At 58.2% G+C, this 14,708-nt stretch carries 13 protein-coding genes; 4 read left to right on the forward strand and 9 right to left on the reverse strand.

Annotated features, from left to right (window positions below):
• Positions 1-24: 24 nt before the first annotated feature.
• From rseP to rpsB, 8 genes are all read right to left on the reverse strand, one after another.
• On the reverse strand, positions 25-1,377 hold the full coding sequence (gene rseP / locus MRK42_RS16010) for a sigma E protease regulator RseP (RefSeq protein WP_338611013.1): 1,353 nt from the start codon (positions 1,375-1,377) through the stop codon (positions 25-27).
• Entirely contained in the window at positions 1,377-2,570 is a 1,194-nt protein-coding gene (gene ispC, locus MRK42_RS16015; protein ID WP_223378730.1) for a 1-deoxy-D-xylulose-5-phosphate reductoisomerase, read from the reverse strand. Before ispC ends, rseP begins: the two co-directional genes overlap by 1 nt.
• Positions 2,570-3,397 carry a phosphatidate cytidylyltransferase gene (locus MRK42_RS16020; protein WP_231555614.1) on the reverse strand — a complete coding sequence of 276 codons (828 nt, stop codon included), beginning with the start codon at positions 3,395-3,397 and terminating at the stop codon, positions 2,570-2,572. Before MRK42_RS16020 ends, ispC begins: the two co-directional genes overlap by 1 nt.
• A gap of 57 nt (positions 3,398-3,454) precedes the next feature.
• Complete coding sequence (uppS, locus tag MRK42_RS16025) at positions 3,455-4,231, reverse strand: polyprenyl diphosphate synthase (protein ID WP_223378746.1); 777 nt, start codon at positions 4,229-4,231, stop codon at positions 3,455-3,457.
• Between the two features lie 72 nt (positions 4,232-4,303).
• Positions 4,304-4,861, reverse strand: a complete 558-nt coding sequence (frr, locus tag MRK42_RS16030; RefSeq protein ID WP_042027958.1) for a ribosome recycling factor — start codon at positions 4,859-4,861, stop codon at positions 4,304-4,306.
• A 47-nt stretch (positions 4,862-4,908) separates the two neighbouring features.
• On the reverse strand, positions 4,909-5,643 hold the full coding sequence (pyrH, locus tag MRK42_RS16035) for a UMP kinase (RefSeq protein WP_026457972.1): 735 nt from the start codon (positions 5,641-5,643) through the stop codon (positions 4,909-4,911).
• 71 nt (positions 5,644-5,714) lie between these two features.
• Entirely contained in the window at positions 5,715-6,596 is an 882-nt protein-coding gene (tsf, locus tag MRK42_RS16040; protein WP_338611022.1) for a translation elongation factor Ts, read from the reverse strand.
• A 104-nt stretch (positions 6,597-6,700) separates the two neighbouring features.
• Positions 6,701-7,429: a 30S ribosomal protein S2 gene (rpsB, locus tag MRK42_RS16045; RefSeq protein ID WP_005303470.1), complete on the reverse strand. Its 729-nt coding sequence runs from the start codon at positions 7,427-7,429 to the stop codon at positions 6,701-6,703.
• 373 nt (positions 7,430-7,802) lie between these two features.
• Here rpsB and map point away from each other — a divergent pair, with 373 nt between their 5' ends.
• From map to MRK42_RS16065, 4 genes are all read left to right on the forward strand, one after another.
• Positions 7,803-8,591, forward strand: a complete 789-nt coding sequence (map, locus tag MRK42_RS16050; RefSeq protein ID WP_042027960.1) for a type I methionyl aminopeptidase — start codon at positions 7,803-7,805, stop codon at positions 8,589-8,591.
• Positions 8,592-8,675: 84 nt separating this feature from the next.
• Positions 8,676-11,303 carry a bifunctional uridylyltransferase/uridylyl-removing protein GlnD gene (gene glnD / locus MRK42_RS16055; RefSeq protein WP_338611024.1) on the forward strand — a complete coding sequence of 876 codons (2,628 nt, stop codon included), beginning with the start codon at positions 8,676-8,678 and terminating at the stop codon, positions 11,301-11,303.
• A 184-nt stretch (positions 11,304-11,487) separates the two neighbouring features.
• Positions 11,488-12,315, forward strand: coding sequence for a 2,3,4,5-tetrahydropyridine-2,6-dicarboxylate N-succinyltransferase (dapD, locus tag MRK42_RS16060; RefSeq protein ID WP_338611026.1), 828 nt, complete (start codon positions 11,488-11,490; stop codon positions 12,313-12,315).
• Between the two features lie 205 nt (positions 12,316-12,520).
• Positions 12,521-12,904 carry a DUF3461 family protein gene (locus tag MRK42_RS16065; protein ID WP_005303475.1) on the forward strand — a complete coding sequence of 128 codons (384 nt, stop codon included), beginning with the start codon at positions 12,521-12,523 and terminating at the stop codon, positions 12,902-12,904.
• 232 nt (positions 12,905-13,136) lie between these two features.
• Here MRK42_RS16065 and ptsG read toward each other — a convergent pair whose 3' ends face one another.
• On the reverse strand, positions 13,137-14,567 hold the full coding sequence (gene ptsG / locus MRK42_RS16070) for a PTS glucose transporter subunit IIBC (protein ID WP_042027964.1): 1,431 nt from the start codon (positions 14,565-14,567) through the stop codon (positions 13,137-13,139).
• Positions 14,568-14,708 lie beyond the last annotated feature (141 nt).

The raw sequence follows: 14,708 nt of genomic DNA on the forward strand, positions 1-14,708 counted from the left end.
TGTGTCCTTGTTGATGCTCTGGCCTCAGAGGCGAGCGAAATCGTTAAACAGCGCAATACCCATCAATAACATCAGAATGGCGGCGCCGATCCTGAAACCCACTTCCTGTACTTTTTCCGATACCGGCTTGCCGGTGATCGCTTCGATCAGGAAGTAGACAAGATGACCACCATCCAGCACCGGCAGGGGAAACAGATTGATGATCCCCAGGTTGACACTGATCAGTGCCAGAAAACTCAAGAAATAGACCAGACCGTAATCGGCACTGCTACCCGCTCCCTTGGCAATGGAGATGGGCCCGCTCAGGTTGTCCAGCGACACTATGCCGCCGATCAGCTTGCCAATCATGTCGAAAGTGAGCGTGATCAGACTCCAGGTCTTGTCAGCCCCCTGCCACAGCGCCTGCAAAGGCCCATACTGTAACAGAATTCGATATTCATCCGGTAATGGAACCAGTTGCGGAGCGAGTCCGACATAACCGACCACCTTGCCCTGTACCTTCCTGCTATCCGGGGTCAGGGTCAAGCCGAGATCTTGGTTGTTGCGCTCCACCACTATCTGTAGCGGCTCGCCTGGCGACTGTTGCACCTGTTCGACAAACTGGAGCCAGGTAGTTATCTCCTGATCGCCCACCTGTTTGAGGCGATCACCAACCTGCAGACCTGCCTTTTCACTGGCGCTCTTGGCCACAACCGAAGCCACCACAGGCAGCATCTTGCCACCCAGAGGGACTATGCCAAGGCTACCGATAGGAGACTCCTTGTCAGGGTCGAAGGTCCAGCCTTCCAGCGACAGGGTCTTCTCGGTGGCGTAGCTGGTCTGCGGCGCCTGCACCTTCAGGGTGACCGACTTGTCACCCAGATGGCTGATAAGGGCATAGGTTACGCTCTCCCAGTCACCGGTCTGCTCATCCCCTACTCCGACGATCTCGACACCAGGCTCGATACCGGCCTGAGCCACGATGGAGGCGGGACGCACCTCGCCAATCACGGGTTTGACACTCGGTACCCCGATCATGAACATCAGCCACAGGGCGACCAGGGCAAACACGAAGTTGGCCATGGGACCGGCCGCGACGATGGCCATCCGTGCCCAGACGCTCTTGTGATTGAACGCTTGCTGCTCTTCACCGGGTTTGAGTTCATCGACCCGGCCATCCAGCATCTTGACGTAGCCCCCGAGCGGGATCAGTGCCAGCACATATTCGGTACCGTCTTTACCCATCCGGCGCCAGATCGCCTTGCCAAAACCGATGGAGAAACGCTCCACCTTGACACCGCAGCGACGGGCCACCCAGAAGTGGCCGAATTCATGCACTGCAACCAGCAGGCCCAGCGCAACGACAAAGGCGCCAATGTTCCACAATACACCGCCCATCAGCCAATCTCCTCAATCAGGTGGTGGGCACGGGCACGGGCCGCACCATCCAGGGCAAACAGATCATCGAGAGAACTGACGGCACTGTTCTCCAGCGCCAGCATCACGGCCTCGTTGATCCGGGCGATATCCATGAAACCGATCCGCTCGGCCAGGAAGGCTGCGACCGCCTCCTCGTTGGCGGCATTGAGCGCCGTGGTGGCCGCCTGTCCCTTCTGGCAAGCATTGATGGCCAGTGCCAGACAGGGGTAACGATCGTAATCGGGTCGAATGAAGCTGAACTCTCCGACACTGAAAAAATCCAAAGGTTCCACGCCGGAAGGGATGCGATTGGGATAAGCCAGCGCATGGGCGATGGGGGTACACATGTCCGGATTGCCGAGCTGGGCCAGCACGGAGCCATCCTTGTACTGCACCATGGAGTGAATGACGGACTGCGGGTGAATGACCACCTGGATCTGCTCGGGGGCGGCGTTGAACAGCCAGCGCGCCTCGATATATTCCAATCCCTTGTTGATCATGGTGGCGGAATCCACCGAAATCTTGGCCCCCATCGACCAGTTGGGATGGGCAATGGCCTGGGCCGGGGTCACCTTGGCCAGCTCGGCCACCTCGGTATAGCGAAACGGACCACCTGAACCGGTCAGCAGGATCTTGCTGATCCCCGCCGCAGCCAGATCACAGAAGCCCGGCTGACGCTGGATGGCGGTCGGCAGGCACTGGAAGATGGCGTTGTGCTCGCTGTCGATGGGCAACAGCTCGGCGCCGTGTTCGCGCACCGCCTCCATGAAGAAGGCGCCGGACATTACCAATGCTTCCTTGTTGGCCAGCAGGATGCGCTTGCCTGCACGCACCGCCGCCATGGTGGGTGCCAGTCCTGCCGCGCCGACGATGGCCGCCATCACGCTGTGGGCATCGGGATGCGCCGCAACCTCGCACAGGGCCGCAGGGCCGGACATCACCCGGGTCTGACTGCCATGGGTCTTGAGGCGACTCGCCAGCTCGCGGGCAGCTTCCTCGTCAACCATGACGGCAAAGCGCGGGGAAAATTCGAGACAATCCCGCAGCATGGCATCCACGCTGCGGGCGGCGGTCAGCGCCAACACTTGCCAACGGCCCGGGTTATGGCGCAGCACCTTCAGGGTACTCTGACCGATGGAGCCGGAGGCTCCCAGAATCACCAGGTTACGCATCAGAACTCCTGACTGAGCAACAGATAGCTGAGCAAGAAGACCGGCAGGGCGGCGGTCAGGCTGTCGATCCGGTCGAGCACACCGCCGTGACCGGGCAGCAGGGTACCGGAATCCTTGATGCCCGCCTCGCGCTTGAACATGCTCTCGGTCAGATCACCCAGCACGGAGGCCAGCACCGCCAAGAGGGAGCAGAACAGCACTATGCCCATCTTGACAGGCACAAAGCCCATCCACCAGGTCACACCGATGGCCAACAGACTGGCGGTAAAGAGGCCGCCACACATGCCTTCGATGGTTTTACCCGGGCTGACGGCGGGCGCCAGCTTGTGCTTGCCGAACGCCTTGCCAAAAAAATACGCGCCAGAATCTGCCGCCCAGACCAGTCCCATGACGAACAGCAATATCCAGGCCCCCATCATGGGATCGTGGTAGAAGTTGTAACCGCGAATGGCCACCAGGGACCAGAAGAAAGGCACCAGAGTTACCAGGCCAAACAGGGACTTGAGCCAGACGGATTCACGCCACAACTTGGCGCTTTGGGGGTAGCGCAATACCAGGATCAGCCCCAGCAACCACCAGCTGGCGGCGGTCCAGAGCACCCCCATCACCAGAGGATGCAGGCCAGGGGCCCAGAGCTGTTCCACCGGTAAGCAGAACAGGCTGGCGCCGAGCAACAAACAGAATACGATGGGCAACCACTGCAGCGGCTTGGCCGACACGAAGGTGCTCCATTCACGACTGGCCAGCAAAAATACCAGCGATGCCAACAGGGCAAAAAACTTCAATGGCAAAAAGAAGAGCGCCCCCAGGACCAGGGGGATCAACATCAAAGCAGTAATAATTCGTTGTTTTAGCAAAAGAAACCTCTCTCTTGGGAGCGGGGTTTAGCCGGTCTGCTGCTCGGCGATCAATTCCCGGATCTGTTCACCCGTACAGCCGAAGCGGCGCTCGCGCGCCACGAAAGAGGCGACCGCCTCGCTGAATTCGGCTTCGTTGAAATCGGGCCACAATACCGGGGTAAAATAGAGCTCGGCATAGGCGAGCTGCCATAACACAAAGTTGCTGATGCGATGATCACCACCGGTCCGGATCAACAGATCCACGGGGGGCAGATCGGCCATGCAGACGGCATTGCTCAGCATGGATTCATCAATGTCATCGGCCGCCATTTCACCAGCAGCCACGGCCCTGGCCAGCTTGCGGGCAGCCTGGGCGATATCCCACTGGCCCCCGTAGTTGGCCGCAATATTCAGCGTCAGTCCCTTGTTGTTGGCGGTCAGCGCTTCCGCCTTGGCGATTTTTGCCTGCAATCGTTCACTGAAACGAGAGGTATCGCCGATCACCTTGAGCCGGATCCCGTTATCGTGCAGTTTTTGCACCTCGCGACCCAGCACGGTGACAAACAGCTCCATAAGAGCACTAACCTCCCCTTCCGGACGACGCCAGTTCTCGCTGGAGAAGGCAAACAGAGTCAATGCCTTCATCTTGGCCCGCGCCGCAAAGGTGACCGCCTCGCGTACCGACTTGACGCCTGCCTTGTGCCCGTAGACCCGCATCTTGCCTCGGTTCTGGGCCCAGCGACCGTTACCATCCATGATGATGGCGACGTGACGTGGCAAAGACGAGTTGGCACAATCACCCAACGCAGCCAAAAGCGACATGTTTTTCTCCCACAAAGACAAAAGCGCCGTGCAGGGGCACTACACGGCGCTCGTAATATACCTTTCGAAGCCTTAGATTTCCATTAGCTCCTTCTCCTTTGCGGCAAGGGCTTCATCGACCAGCTTGACGAAGGAGTCGGTCAGCTTCTGGATCTCTTCCTGGGCACGACGGTCGTCATCTTCGGAGATCTCTTTCTCTTTCAGCAGCGCCTTGAGGTCGGCGTTGGCATCGCGACGGATGTTGCGCACGGCCACACGGGCGTTTTCTGCTTCGGCACGCACCACCTTGGTCAGATCGCGACGACGCTCTTCGGTCAGCGGCGGCAGCGGCACACGCAGGGTCTGGCCGTTGCTGGACGGATTCAGGCCCAGATCGGAGGTCAGGATCGCCTTTTCAACGGCCTGGATCATGGAGCGATCGAAGATGGAGATGGAGAGGGTACGAGCATCTTCTGCCACCACGTTGGCCAACTGTTTCAGCGGAGTGGCAGCACCGTAGTACTCAACCTGGATACCGTCGAGCAGGCTCGGATGAGCACGACCAGTACGGATCTTGGACATCTGGGTCTTGAGCGACTCAACGCTCTTGCCCATACGGTCCTTGGCGTCGTTTTTAATCTCGTTGATCACAGTGGTTTTCCTTTTGGCGAACGAGCCGTCTACAGCTCGTATCTATCTTATTTGCTGACGTGATGGATCAGGGTGCCTTCCGGCTCACCCATGATAACCCGGCGCAGGGCACCCGGTTTGTTCATGTTGAACACGCGGATCGGCAGGTCATGGTCACGGGCCAGAGTAAAGGCAGCAAGATCCATCACCTTGAGCTCTTTTTCAAGAACTTCATCATAACTCAGTTCATGATACAGCACGGCATCCGGATTCTTAACCGGATCCTCGTTGAAGACACCATCGACCTTGGTGGCTTTCAGCACCACGTCGGCTTCGATCTCGATCCCGCGCAGACAGGCGGCAGAATCGGTAGTAAAGAAGGGGTTGCCGGTACCGGCGGAGAAAATTACCACCTTGCCAGCGCGCAGCTGGCTGATGGCTTCTGCCCAGACATAGGAGTCACAGATCCCTTGCAGGGAGATGGCAGACATCAGACGGGCATTCACATAAGCACGATGCAGGGCATCACGCATGGCCAGACCGTTCATCACGGTCGCCAGCATACCCATGTGGTCGCCCACCACACGGTTCATGCCAGCTTTGGCAAGACCGGCGCCACGGAACAGGTTGCCGCCACCGATGACCAGACCGACCTGAACACCCAGCTCAACCAGTTCTTTGATCTCTTGGGCCATCCGATCCAGCACGGCCGGATCAATGCCAAAACCCTCGGATCCTTGCAGGGCTTCACCACTCAACTTCAGAAGAACACGTCTGTATGCAGGCTTGGGATTGGTACTCATGTCACTGATTCCTGGTCATATAAAGACCGCGACATAAGTCGCGGTCTGGGGAAACGGAAAAACCGGTTCGATTAGGCCTTTTGAGCGGCCGCGATTTGAGCTGCAACTTCAGCAGCGAAATCGGTCTCTTGCTTCTCGATGCCTTCGCCCACTTCGAAACGGGTGAAGGAAACAACGTCAGCACCTTCTTTCTTCAGCAGCTCGGCAACGGTCATGGAAGGATCTTTCACGAACGGCTGACCGGTCAGGGAAACCTCACCGGTGAACTTCTTCATGCGGCCTTCAACCATCTTCTCGGCGATCTCTTTCGGCTTGCCAGAGTTGACGGCGATGTCGATCTGGATTTCGCGCTCTTTGGCAACGACGTCGGCAGATACATCTTCCGGCTTGACGAATTGCGGGCTGTTGGCAGCTACGTGCATGGCCAGATCTTTGGCCAGCTCGTCGGTACCGCCGACCAGCTTGGTGATAACACCGATACGGGAACCGTGAACGTAGGTACCCAGGTTGTCACCTTCAACCAGCATCACGCGACGCAGGTTCATGTTCTCACCGATCTTGGCGATCAGGTTGGTGATGGTCAGCTCTACGGACTCACCGTTGCCGAAGTCAGCGGCTTTCAGCGCGTCAACGTCAGCGATCTTCTGGGTAGCGGCGATCTCGACGATCTTCTGACCCATGGCCAGGAAGCCGGCATCCTTGGAAACGAAGTCAGTTTCGCAGTTCAGCTCGATCATGACGGCAACGTTGCCTTCGGTACGGGCGAAGATCACGCCTTCAGCGGCGATACGGCCAGCTTTCTTGGCGGCTTTGGCCTGACCGGATTTGCGCATGTTCTCGATAGCCAGCTCGATATCACCGTTGGCTTCTTCCAGCGCTTTTTTGCAATCCATCATGCCAGCGGCGGTGCGCTCGCGCAGTTCTTTTACCAGGGCGGCAGAAATGTTTGCCATGTCCAGTATCCTCGGTCTTGAATTGACAAGAAACAGGGGCCACAAGGGCCCCTGCTAACCAATTACATCAGCTTGGTTAATAAGGGCTTTACAGACCTTATCAATTACTCAGCTTCAACGAAGCCATCTTGTTCAGCTTGAACAACGATGTCCTGAGCGCGAGCTTCCAGTACGGTGTCAGCAGCAGCATTCAGGTACAGCTGAACGGCACGGATAGCGTCGTCGTTACCCGGGATGACGTAATCAACGCCGTCCGGGTTGGAGTTGGTATCAACGATGGAAACTACCGGGATACCCAGGTTGTTGGCTTCTTTGATAGCGATGTGCTCGTGGTCGGCATCGACAACGAACAGAACGTCAGGCAGGCCGCCCATGTTCTTGATACCACCCAGGCTCTTCTCCAGCTTTTCCATTTCGCGAGTACGCATCAGCGCCTCTTTCTTGGTCAGCTTGTCGAAGGTACCGTCCTGGCTCTGGGTTTCCAGATCTTTCAGGCGCTTGATGGACTGACGAACGGTTTTCCAGTTGGTCAGCATGCCGCCCAGCCAGCGGTGGTTGACGTAGAACTGGTCGCAACGCTCAGCGGCTTCTTTGACGGCTTCAGACGCGGCACGCTTGGTACCTACGAACAGTACCTTGCCCTTCTTGGCAGCTACGGAGCTGATGAAGTTCATGGCATCGTCAAACATCGGAACGGTTTTTTCCAGGTTGATGATGTGAACCTTGCTGCGGGCACCGAAGATGTAGGATTTCATTTTCGGGTTCCAGTAACGAGTCTGGTGACCGAAGTGAACGCCGGCTTGCAGCATGTCGCGCATAGAAACTTTAGCCATTTTATACCTCTGTATTGGGGTTAGGCCTCCACACATCCCATGTAACCGACCCCAGAGGGGCACCCCGGTACAGGTGTCGATGTGTGTGTGTTGTTTAAGTAAGGGTGATGAAACAGGGACCCATGATCCCCATTCCGGCGCGCTTTATACCATAAGTTTGCTCAGGACACCACCGGCGACACATCAAACGGGTGTGAAATCTGGCTCCCGTCAGGAGAGGCTGCAACGTCGATTTGACGTTGTGATGACAATCACACTGGAAGTGAGCAGGGGTTGCGGATAAAATTTTGCCCTGATTGCAAACGCATCTATTTTTCATTACCTGCCCGACCAGCCGTTGCTGGTTGTTGCGGCAGGCCGCAAGAGAGATCCCATGTCCATTAAAATCAAGACACCGGAAGAGATTGAAAAGATGCGCGTTGCCGGCCAATTGGCCGCCGATGTGCTGGTCATGATTGCGCCCCATGTCAAAGCTGGCGTCACCACTGACGAACTGAACACCCTGTGCCACAACTACATCGTTGACGTGCAGCAGGCCATCCCGGCCCCTCTCAACTACCACGGCTTCCCCAAATCCATCTGCACCTCGGTGAATGATGTGATCTGCCACGGCATTCCGAATCACAAGAAGCTGCGCGACGGCGACATCATCAACCTGGACATCACCGTCATCAAGGATGGCTACCACGGCGATACCTCCGCCATGTTCATCGTGGGCGAGACCACGCCGCTGCGTCGTCAGCTGTGCAAGGTCGCCCAGGAGAGCCTCTACGCCGCCATCAAGACGGTGCGCCCGGGTGCCTGCATCACCGAGATCGGCGCCGTGATCCAGCCCATCGTCGAGAAGGCCGGCTTCTCCGTGGTACGTGACTACTGCGGCCACGGCATCGGTGCCGAATTCCACGAAGAGCCGCAGATCCTGCATTACCGCAATAGCGGCAAGCTGGAGCTCAAGGCCGGCATGTGCTTCACCATCGAGCCCATGGTCAACAGCAAGAAGTATCACTGCAAGGTCAACCCGAAAGATGGCTGGACCGTGACCACCAAGGATGGCGGCGACTCCGCCCAGTGGGAACACACCCTGCTGGTGACCGAAGATGGCTGCGAGATCCTGACCCTGCGCCCTGACGACACCATCGACCGTTTCATCAAACACGGTTAACATTGAACCCCGGCCCTGCTCAGAAGCGCCGGGGTTTTTATTGCCCGTTTTCGCCATTTCCCAGCCACCTGCGTGTGAGATGCCATGGACGCCAGCCTGCTTTCCCCCCACCTGTTACCCGACGATCAGCTCACCCGTGACAACTGCAAGGAGTACCTGAGTCGTTTCCTTGGCTGGCTGCACGCCCGCTTCGACGCCGGCGACAACATCATCGAGCTGGTCGCCACCCGCTCAGAGTACATGGATCAGCTGCTGACCCGGTTGTGGCAAAAATTCGGCTTCGACAAGACGGATCTCACCCTGATCGCGGTGGGAGGGTATGGCCGGGGTGAGCTGCACCCCCACTCCGACATCGACCTGCTGATCCTCTATGACGGCGACGAGCTGGACGAGGTGCTGGGGCTGCGCATCGGTGAGTTCATCACCCTGTTGTGGGATCTGAAACTGGAAGTGGGCCAGGCGGTGCGCAACGTGGCAGAGTGCATCGAGCAGGGGCGGGCCGACATCACTGTGGCCACCAACCTGATTGAGGCGCGCTACATCACCGGCCGCCAGGCGGGCTTTCAGCAGCTCAGGGAGGCAACCGGCCCAGAACACTTCTGGCCGAGCGAGGCCTTCTTTCGCGCCAAGCGCCAGGAGCAGGCCGAACGCCACCAGCAGTTCCTCGGTACCGCCTACAAGCTCGAACCCGATCTCAAGTGCAATCCGGGGGGGCTGCGCGATATCCAGACCCTCGCATGGGTGGCTCGCCGCCACTTCGGTGCCACCACCCTGTTCGAGATGACCAGCCACGGTTTTCTCAATCGCGCCGAATACCGCGAACTACTCGACTGCCAGAATTTCCTGTGGAAGGTACGCTTCGCCCTGCACATGGCCATCAACAAGGGGGACAACCGCCTGCTGTTCGATCGCCAGCGCACCGTGGCCCAGATGCTGGGGGTCGAGGGGGAAGGCAACACCCCGGTCGAGCAGATGATGAAGCGCTTCTACCAGACGGTGCGGCGAGTCTCCGAACTCAACGAGATGTTGTTGCAGCTGTTTGACGAGGCGATCCTCGGCAACACCGCCATGGACGTGCGCCGCCTCTCCGATGAATTCCAGCTCCGTGGCCGCCTCATCGATGCGGTGGACGCCGAGCTGTTTGCCCGCGAACCCGCCGCCATCCTGCGCCTCTTCTACCAGATGGCACAGCATGCCGAGATAGCCGGCATTCACTCGGCCACCTTGCGCCAGTTGCGCGAGGCGCGGCGCAAGCTCAACTGCTGGCTGCAGGATATCCCCGAGTGCCGCCGTCTGTTCATGGCGTTGTTGCGTCATCCCAATGGCATCGGCCAACCCCTCAGTCTGATGCACAAGTACGGGATCCTGGCGGCCTACCTGCCCCAGTGGAACCTCATCGTTGGCCAGATGCAGTTCGACATGTTCCATGCCTACACGGTGGATGAACATACCCACCGGCTGCTCAAGAACATCCATCAGTTTCCCAATCCGGCCAGCCGCCAGACCCACCCGCTCTGCCACGAGGTGTTTACCCGGCTGCGCAAGCCGGAGCTGCTCTATGTAGCCGCCCTGTTCCACGACATCGCCAAGGGGCGGCGTGGCGATCACTCAGAGCTCGGCGCCGTCGATGCGCTGGAGTTTTGCCAGCTGCACGGTTTTGATCGCTATGAGAGCCGGCTGGTCGCCTGGCTGGTGCGCCATCACCTGCTGATGTCGGTGACCGCCCAACGCCGCGACATCTACGACCCCGAGGTCGTCACCGACTTTGCCCAGAAGGTGCGCGACGAGCAGCATCTCGACCTGCTTTACTGCCTGACGGTGGCCGACATCTGTGCCACCAACGACACCCTGTGGAACGACTGGAAGGGCACTTTGCTGCGGGAACTCTACTTCGCTACCCAGAAGGCGCTGCGCCAGGGGCTGGAAAACCCGCCGGACATGCGCCTGCGGATCCGCGAAAACCAGCGTCAGGCCAAACAGCTCCTGGCCCAGCGGGATGTATCGGAAGAAGCCGTCAACCGCTTGTGGGCCGACTTCAAGGCCGACTACTTCCTGCGCCACAGCCCTGAACAGATCGCCTGGCACTGCCGCCACATCATCGAACACGGCGACAACCCGGCCCCTCTGGTGATCATCGGCAAACACCCGACCCGGGGTGGCAGCGAGGTATTTATCTACTGTCGCGACACCCCGAACCTGTTCGCCACCGTGGCCTCGGCACTGGATCAGAAGAACCTCAACATCCACGACGCCCAGATCATGAACTCGCGCAGCAACTTCGTGCTCGATACCTTCGTGGTGCTGGAGCCGAGCGGCGAGCCTATCAGCCCGAACCGTACCGCGCCCATCAAGAAGGCGCTGGAGAAAGCGTTGCAGGAGCCTGGCAAGCTGGTGCTGCGCAGCAAGCCGCTGTCACGACGCCACCGCCAGTTCAGCGTACCGACCCGGGTGGTGTTTCTGCCCCATAAGGGAGAGACCCGCCACACCCTGATGGAGCTGACGGCGCTCGATACACCAGGCTTGCTGGCCCGCATCGGCGCCGTATTCCAGCAGTGCGGGCTGTCGCTCCACGCCGCCAAGATCACCACTATAGGGGAGCGGGTAGAGGACTTTTTCAGCCTCACCAATCTGACGGGAGATCCCCTGACGACGGAACAACAGCTGCAACTGGAAGAGCGGCTGGTGCACCAGCTCAATCCGCAGCAATCCTGACTGTGACGTGAGCAAAAAAGCCTCGCAAGAGACTGTTTACAGAGCATTTTTACCCTGAGAAACCAAAGGCCTCACCAGGGGTGACACAGAAATGGCCACAAGACTGAAGAAATCGGGTTTCCCCTCTTAAACACGATCGGAAAAGTGTGATACAACAAACAGAATTTTTTAAAGGAAACCTGTCATGACCGAGTTGCAACAGATCATTGAATCGGCCTTCGAGCGCCGCGACACCATTACCCCGGGTACAGTGGATAGCGCCACCAGATCCGCCATCCTGCAAGCCATCGACCTGCTGGACTCCGGCAAGGCCCGCGTTGCCGAGAAGATTGCCGGTGAGTGGGTTGTTCACCAGTGGCTGAAGAAGGCAGTGCTGCTCTCGTTTCGCATCAACGACAACGGCATCATCAAGGGTGACGATGCCCAGTACTACGACAAGGTTCCCCTCAAGTTTTCCAACTACACCGAAGAGCAGTTCCGCGAAGCGGGTGTGCGTGTGGTGCCGCCGGCGACCGCCCGCAAAGGCTCCTTCATCGCCCCCAATACCGTGCTGATGCCCTCCTACGTCAACATCGGTGCCTACGTTGACGAAGGTACCATGGTCGACACCTGGGCCACCGTCGGTTCCTGTGCCCAGATCGGCAAGAACGTCCACCTCTCCGGCGGCGTCGGCATCGGCGGCGTGCTGGAACCATTGCAGGCCAACCCGACCATCATCGAGGACAACTGCTTCATCGGCGCCCGTTCCGAGGTGGTTGAGGGCGTCATCGTGGAAGAAGGCTCCGTCATCTCCATGGGCGTCTTCATCGGCCAGTCCACCCGCATCTATGACCGCGAAACCGGCGAAATTCACTACGGCCGCGTACCGGCGGGTTCCGTTGTGGTTTCCGGCTCCCTGCCCTCCAAGTGCGGCAAGTACAGCCTGTACGCTGCGGTGATCGTCAAGAAAGTCGATGCCAAGACTCGCGCCAAGGTGGGCATCAATGCCCTGCTGCGCGCCATCGACGAGTAACTGGCAGTCCTTTGAAAAAGAGCGCCTGATGGCGCTCTTTTTTTATCGTCGAAGAATGCTCTGTCGGTGCATCTCGCATGATGTTCGGAGAAGGCAGAAAGGGCCTTTTGAACCCCATTTGGATTTTGGCGCCCCTGTCACAGGCAAGCCACACCCGCTCGGTTAAGATAGATGACACAGGATCGTTTCAAACCAAGGAAGCCTGATGTACGAGAATCTGAAGAGCCTGGGGATCCAGGATCCCGCCTCCGTCGACAGCTACACCCTGCGCCAGGAGGCCAACCACGATATCCTCAAGATCTACTTCAAGAAGCAGAAAGGCGAGTTCTTCGCCAAGAGCGTGAAATTCAAATACCCCCGCCAGCGCAAGACCATGCTGGTCGACTCGGGTACCCATGAGTACAAGGATGTCACCGAGATCAACGCCAATCTCAAGTATGTGGTGGACGAGCTGGACAACCTGACTCAGGGCGTGCACGTTCAGGCCGATCCGGATATCAAGCAGAAGATCCTGCGCGACCTGCGTCACCTGGAAAAAGTGGTGCAAAACAAGATCAGCGAAATCGAGCGGGATCTCGAAAAGCTGTAATTCCCCTCCTCCCCAAAGAGCGCCCTGATGGCGCTCTTTTTATTGCCCTAAACGCAGAATCCACATCACTGTCTCCACTCTCGAGGCAAACACCTGCCCTCCATATAGAAAGAACGGTGAATCACCTCATTTCCGCCTATCTGGCACGGCAACCCTCTACACCCAAGCTACAGAACGGAAAAAGGGAGGCTTGCGCCTCCCTTTTCGGAACTCCAGGATTCAAACAACCGGATTAGTTGCTCTTCATCCAGATATCCATGTCGGTTTTCAGGTTGTCGGACTTGGTGCCGAAGATGGCCTGTACGCCAGAACCAGCCACAACCACACCGGCGGCGCCCAGTTTCTTCAAACCAGCCTGGTCAACCTTGGCCACATCTTTCACGCCGACACGCAGACGGGTGATGCAGGCATCCAGAGAGGCGATGTTCTCTTTACCACCGAAGGCGGCAACAAGAGCGGCGGACATTTCGTCTTTACCTTGGCCCACAGACTCCTCGGCAGTCTCGTCTTCACGGCCCGGAGTTTTCAGGTTCATGGCACGGATCACGAAGCTGAACACTACGTAGTAGATAGCGGCGTAGACCAGACCCAGGCCCACCAGCAGCAGCATGTTGCTGGCACGCGGGGATTGCACCACGAAGTCGATGAAGCCGTTGGAGAAGGTGTGACCGTGAACCACGCCCAGCATGTTGGTCAACACGTAAGCCAGACCAGCCAGGACGGCGTGGATGGCATACAGTACCGGCGCCACGAACAGGAAGGAGAACTCGATCGGCTCGGTGATACCGGTCAGGAAGGAGGTCAGGGCAGCGGAGGCCATGATACCAACGACCTTGGCACGGTTTTCCGGCTTGGCAGCGTGAGCGATGGCAAACGCGGCAGCAGGCAGACCGAACATCTTGAACAGGTAACCACCGGCCAGCTGGCCGAAGCCATTACCGGCAGCGCGGGAGGCATCATCAGCAGTCAGGAAGCAGGTCATGATGCCGTGTACGGTTTCACCGGCACCGTTGACGCAGGTACCAGCCTGGTAGAAGAACGGTACGTTCCAGATGTGGTGCAGACCGAACGGGATCAGGGAACGTTCAACCACACCATAGATACCGAAGGCCAGTACCGGGTTCTGGTTGGCAGCCCAGTCAGAGAAGGCACCGATGGCACCACCGACCGGCGGCCAAATCACGGACAGGATCACGCCCAGACCGATAGACAGGAAACCGGTAATGATGGGCACGGCACGCTTGCCGGCGAAGAAGCCCAGATACTCTGGCAGCTGGATCTTGTAGAAGCGGTTGAAGGCCCAGGCGGCGATACCACCAGCCAGGATACCACCCAGTACACCGGTATCGATGCTTTCAACGCCCATGACCGGCGCCATGACTTTCAGGGTGGCGACCATGATGCCGTAGCCAACGATGGCTGACAGGCCGGATACGCCGTCGTTATTGGTGAAGCCAAGTGCCACACCGACTGCAAACAGCAGGGCCATCTGGCCGAACACGGAACCACCTGCCTGCTCCATCAATTGGGAGACGATTTCCGGCAGCCAGCTGAAGTGGGCAGCACCCACCCCCAGCAGAATACCTGCAACGGGCAAGACTGATACGGGCAGCATCAGCGCCTTACCAACCTTTTGCAGATTAGAGAAAGCATTTTTCAACATTGTGTGCGCTCCTGAATGGATTGTCTTCCCTGAACGAGTTTTTTGAATGAAATAACAACAGTTCATCCAAATATCGTCGGATCGGGTTTGATTATTTTGACCATCAAAATATAACCCACCGGGTAATAAATTGCTGCTTTC

This window comes from Aeromonas sp. 19NY04SH05-1, assembly GCF_040581895.1.
Lineage (GTDB): Bacteria > Pseudomonadota > Gammaproteobacteria > Enterobacterales > Aeromonadaceae > Aeromonas > Aeromonas enteropelogenes.

What these genes read in the sequence shown, in the direction of transcription:
- uppS (WP_223378746.1), bottom strand. Translation starts at nt 4,231, where the DNA reads ATGTCGCTTTTGGCTGCGTTGGGTGATTGTGCCAACTCGTCTTTGCCA.
- map (WP_042027960.1), top strand. Translation starts at nt 7,803, where the DNA reads ATGTCCATTAAAATCAAGACACCGGAAGAGATTGAAAAGATGCGCGTT.
- rseP (WP_338611013.1), bottom strand. Translation starts at nt 1,377, where the DNA reads ATGGGCGGTGTATTGTGGAACATTGGCGCCTTTGTCGTTGCGCTGGGC.
- ispC (WP_223378730.1), bottom strand. Translation starts at nt 2,570, where the DNA reads ATGCGTAACCTGGTGATTCTGGGAGCCTCCGGCTCCATCGGTCAGAGT.
- dapD (WP_338611026.1), top strand. Translation starts at nt 11,488, where the DNA reads ATGACCGAGTTGCAACAGATCATTGAATCGGCCTTCGAGCGCCGCGAC.
- MRK42_RS16065 (WP_005303475.1), top strand. Translation starts at nt 12,521, where the DNA reads ATGTACGAGAATCTGAAGAGCCTGGGGATCCAGGATCCCGCCTCCGTC.
- tsf (WP_338611022.1), bottom strand. Translation starts at nt 6,596, where the DNA reads ATGGCAAACATTTCTGCCGCCCTGGTAAAAGAACTGCGCGAGCGCACC.
- ptsG (WP_042027964.1), bottom strand. Translation starts at nt 14,567, where the DNA reads ATGTTGAAAAATGCTTTCTCTAATCTGCAAAAGGTTGGTAAGGCGCTG.
- MRK42_RS16020 (WP_231555614.1), bottom strand. Translation starts at nt 3,397, where the DNA reads ATGTTGATCCCCCTGGTCCTGGGGGCGCTCTTCTTTTTGCCATTGAAG.
- pyrH (WP_026457972.1), bottom strand. Translation starts at nt 5,643, where the DNA reads ATGAGTACCAATCCCAAGCCTGCATACAGACGTGTTCTTCTGAAGTTG.
- glnD (WP_338611024.1), top strand. Translation starts at nt 8,676, where the DNA reads ATGGACGCCAGCCTGCTTTCCCCCCACCTGTTACCCGACGATCAGCTC.
- rpsB (WP_005303470.1), bottom strand. Translation starts at nt 7,429, where the DNA reads ATGGCTAAAGTTTCTATGCGCGACATGCTGCAAGCCGGCGTTCACTTC.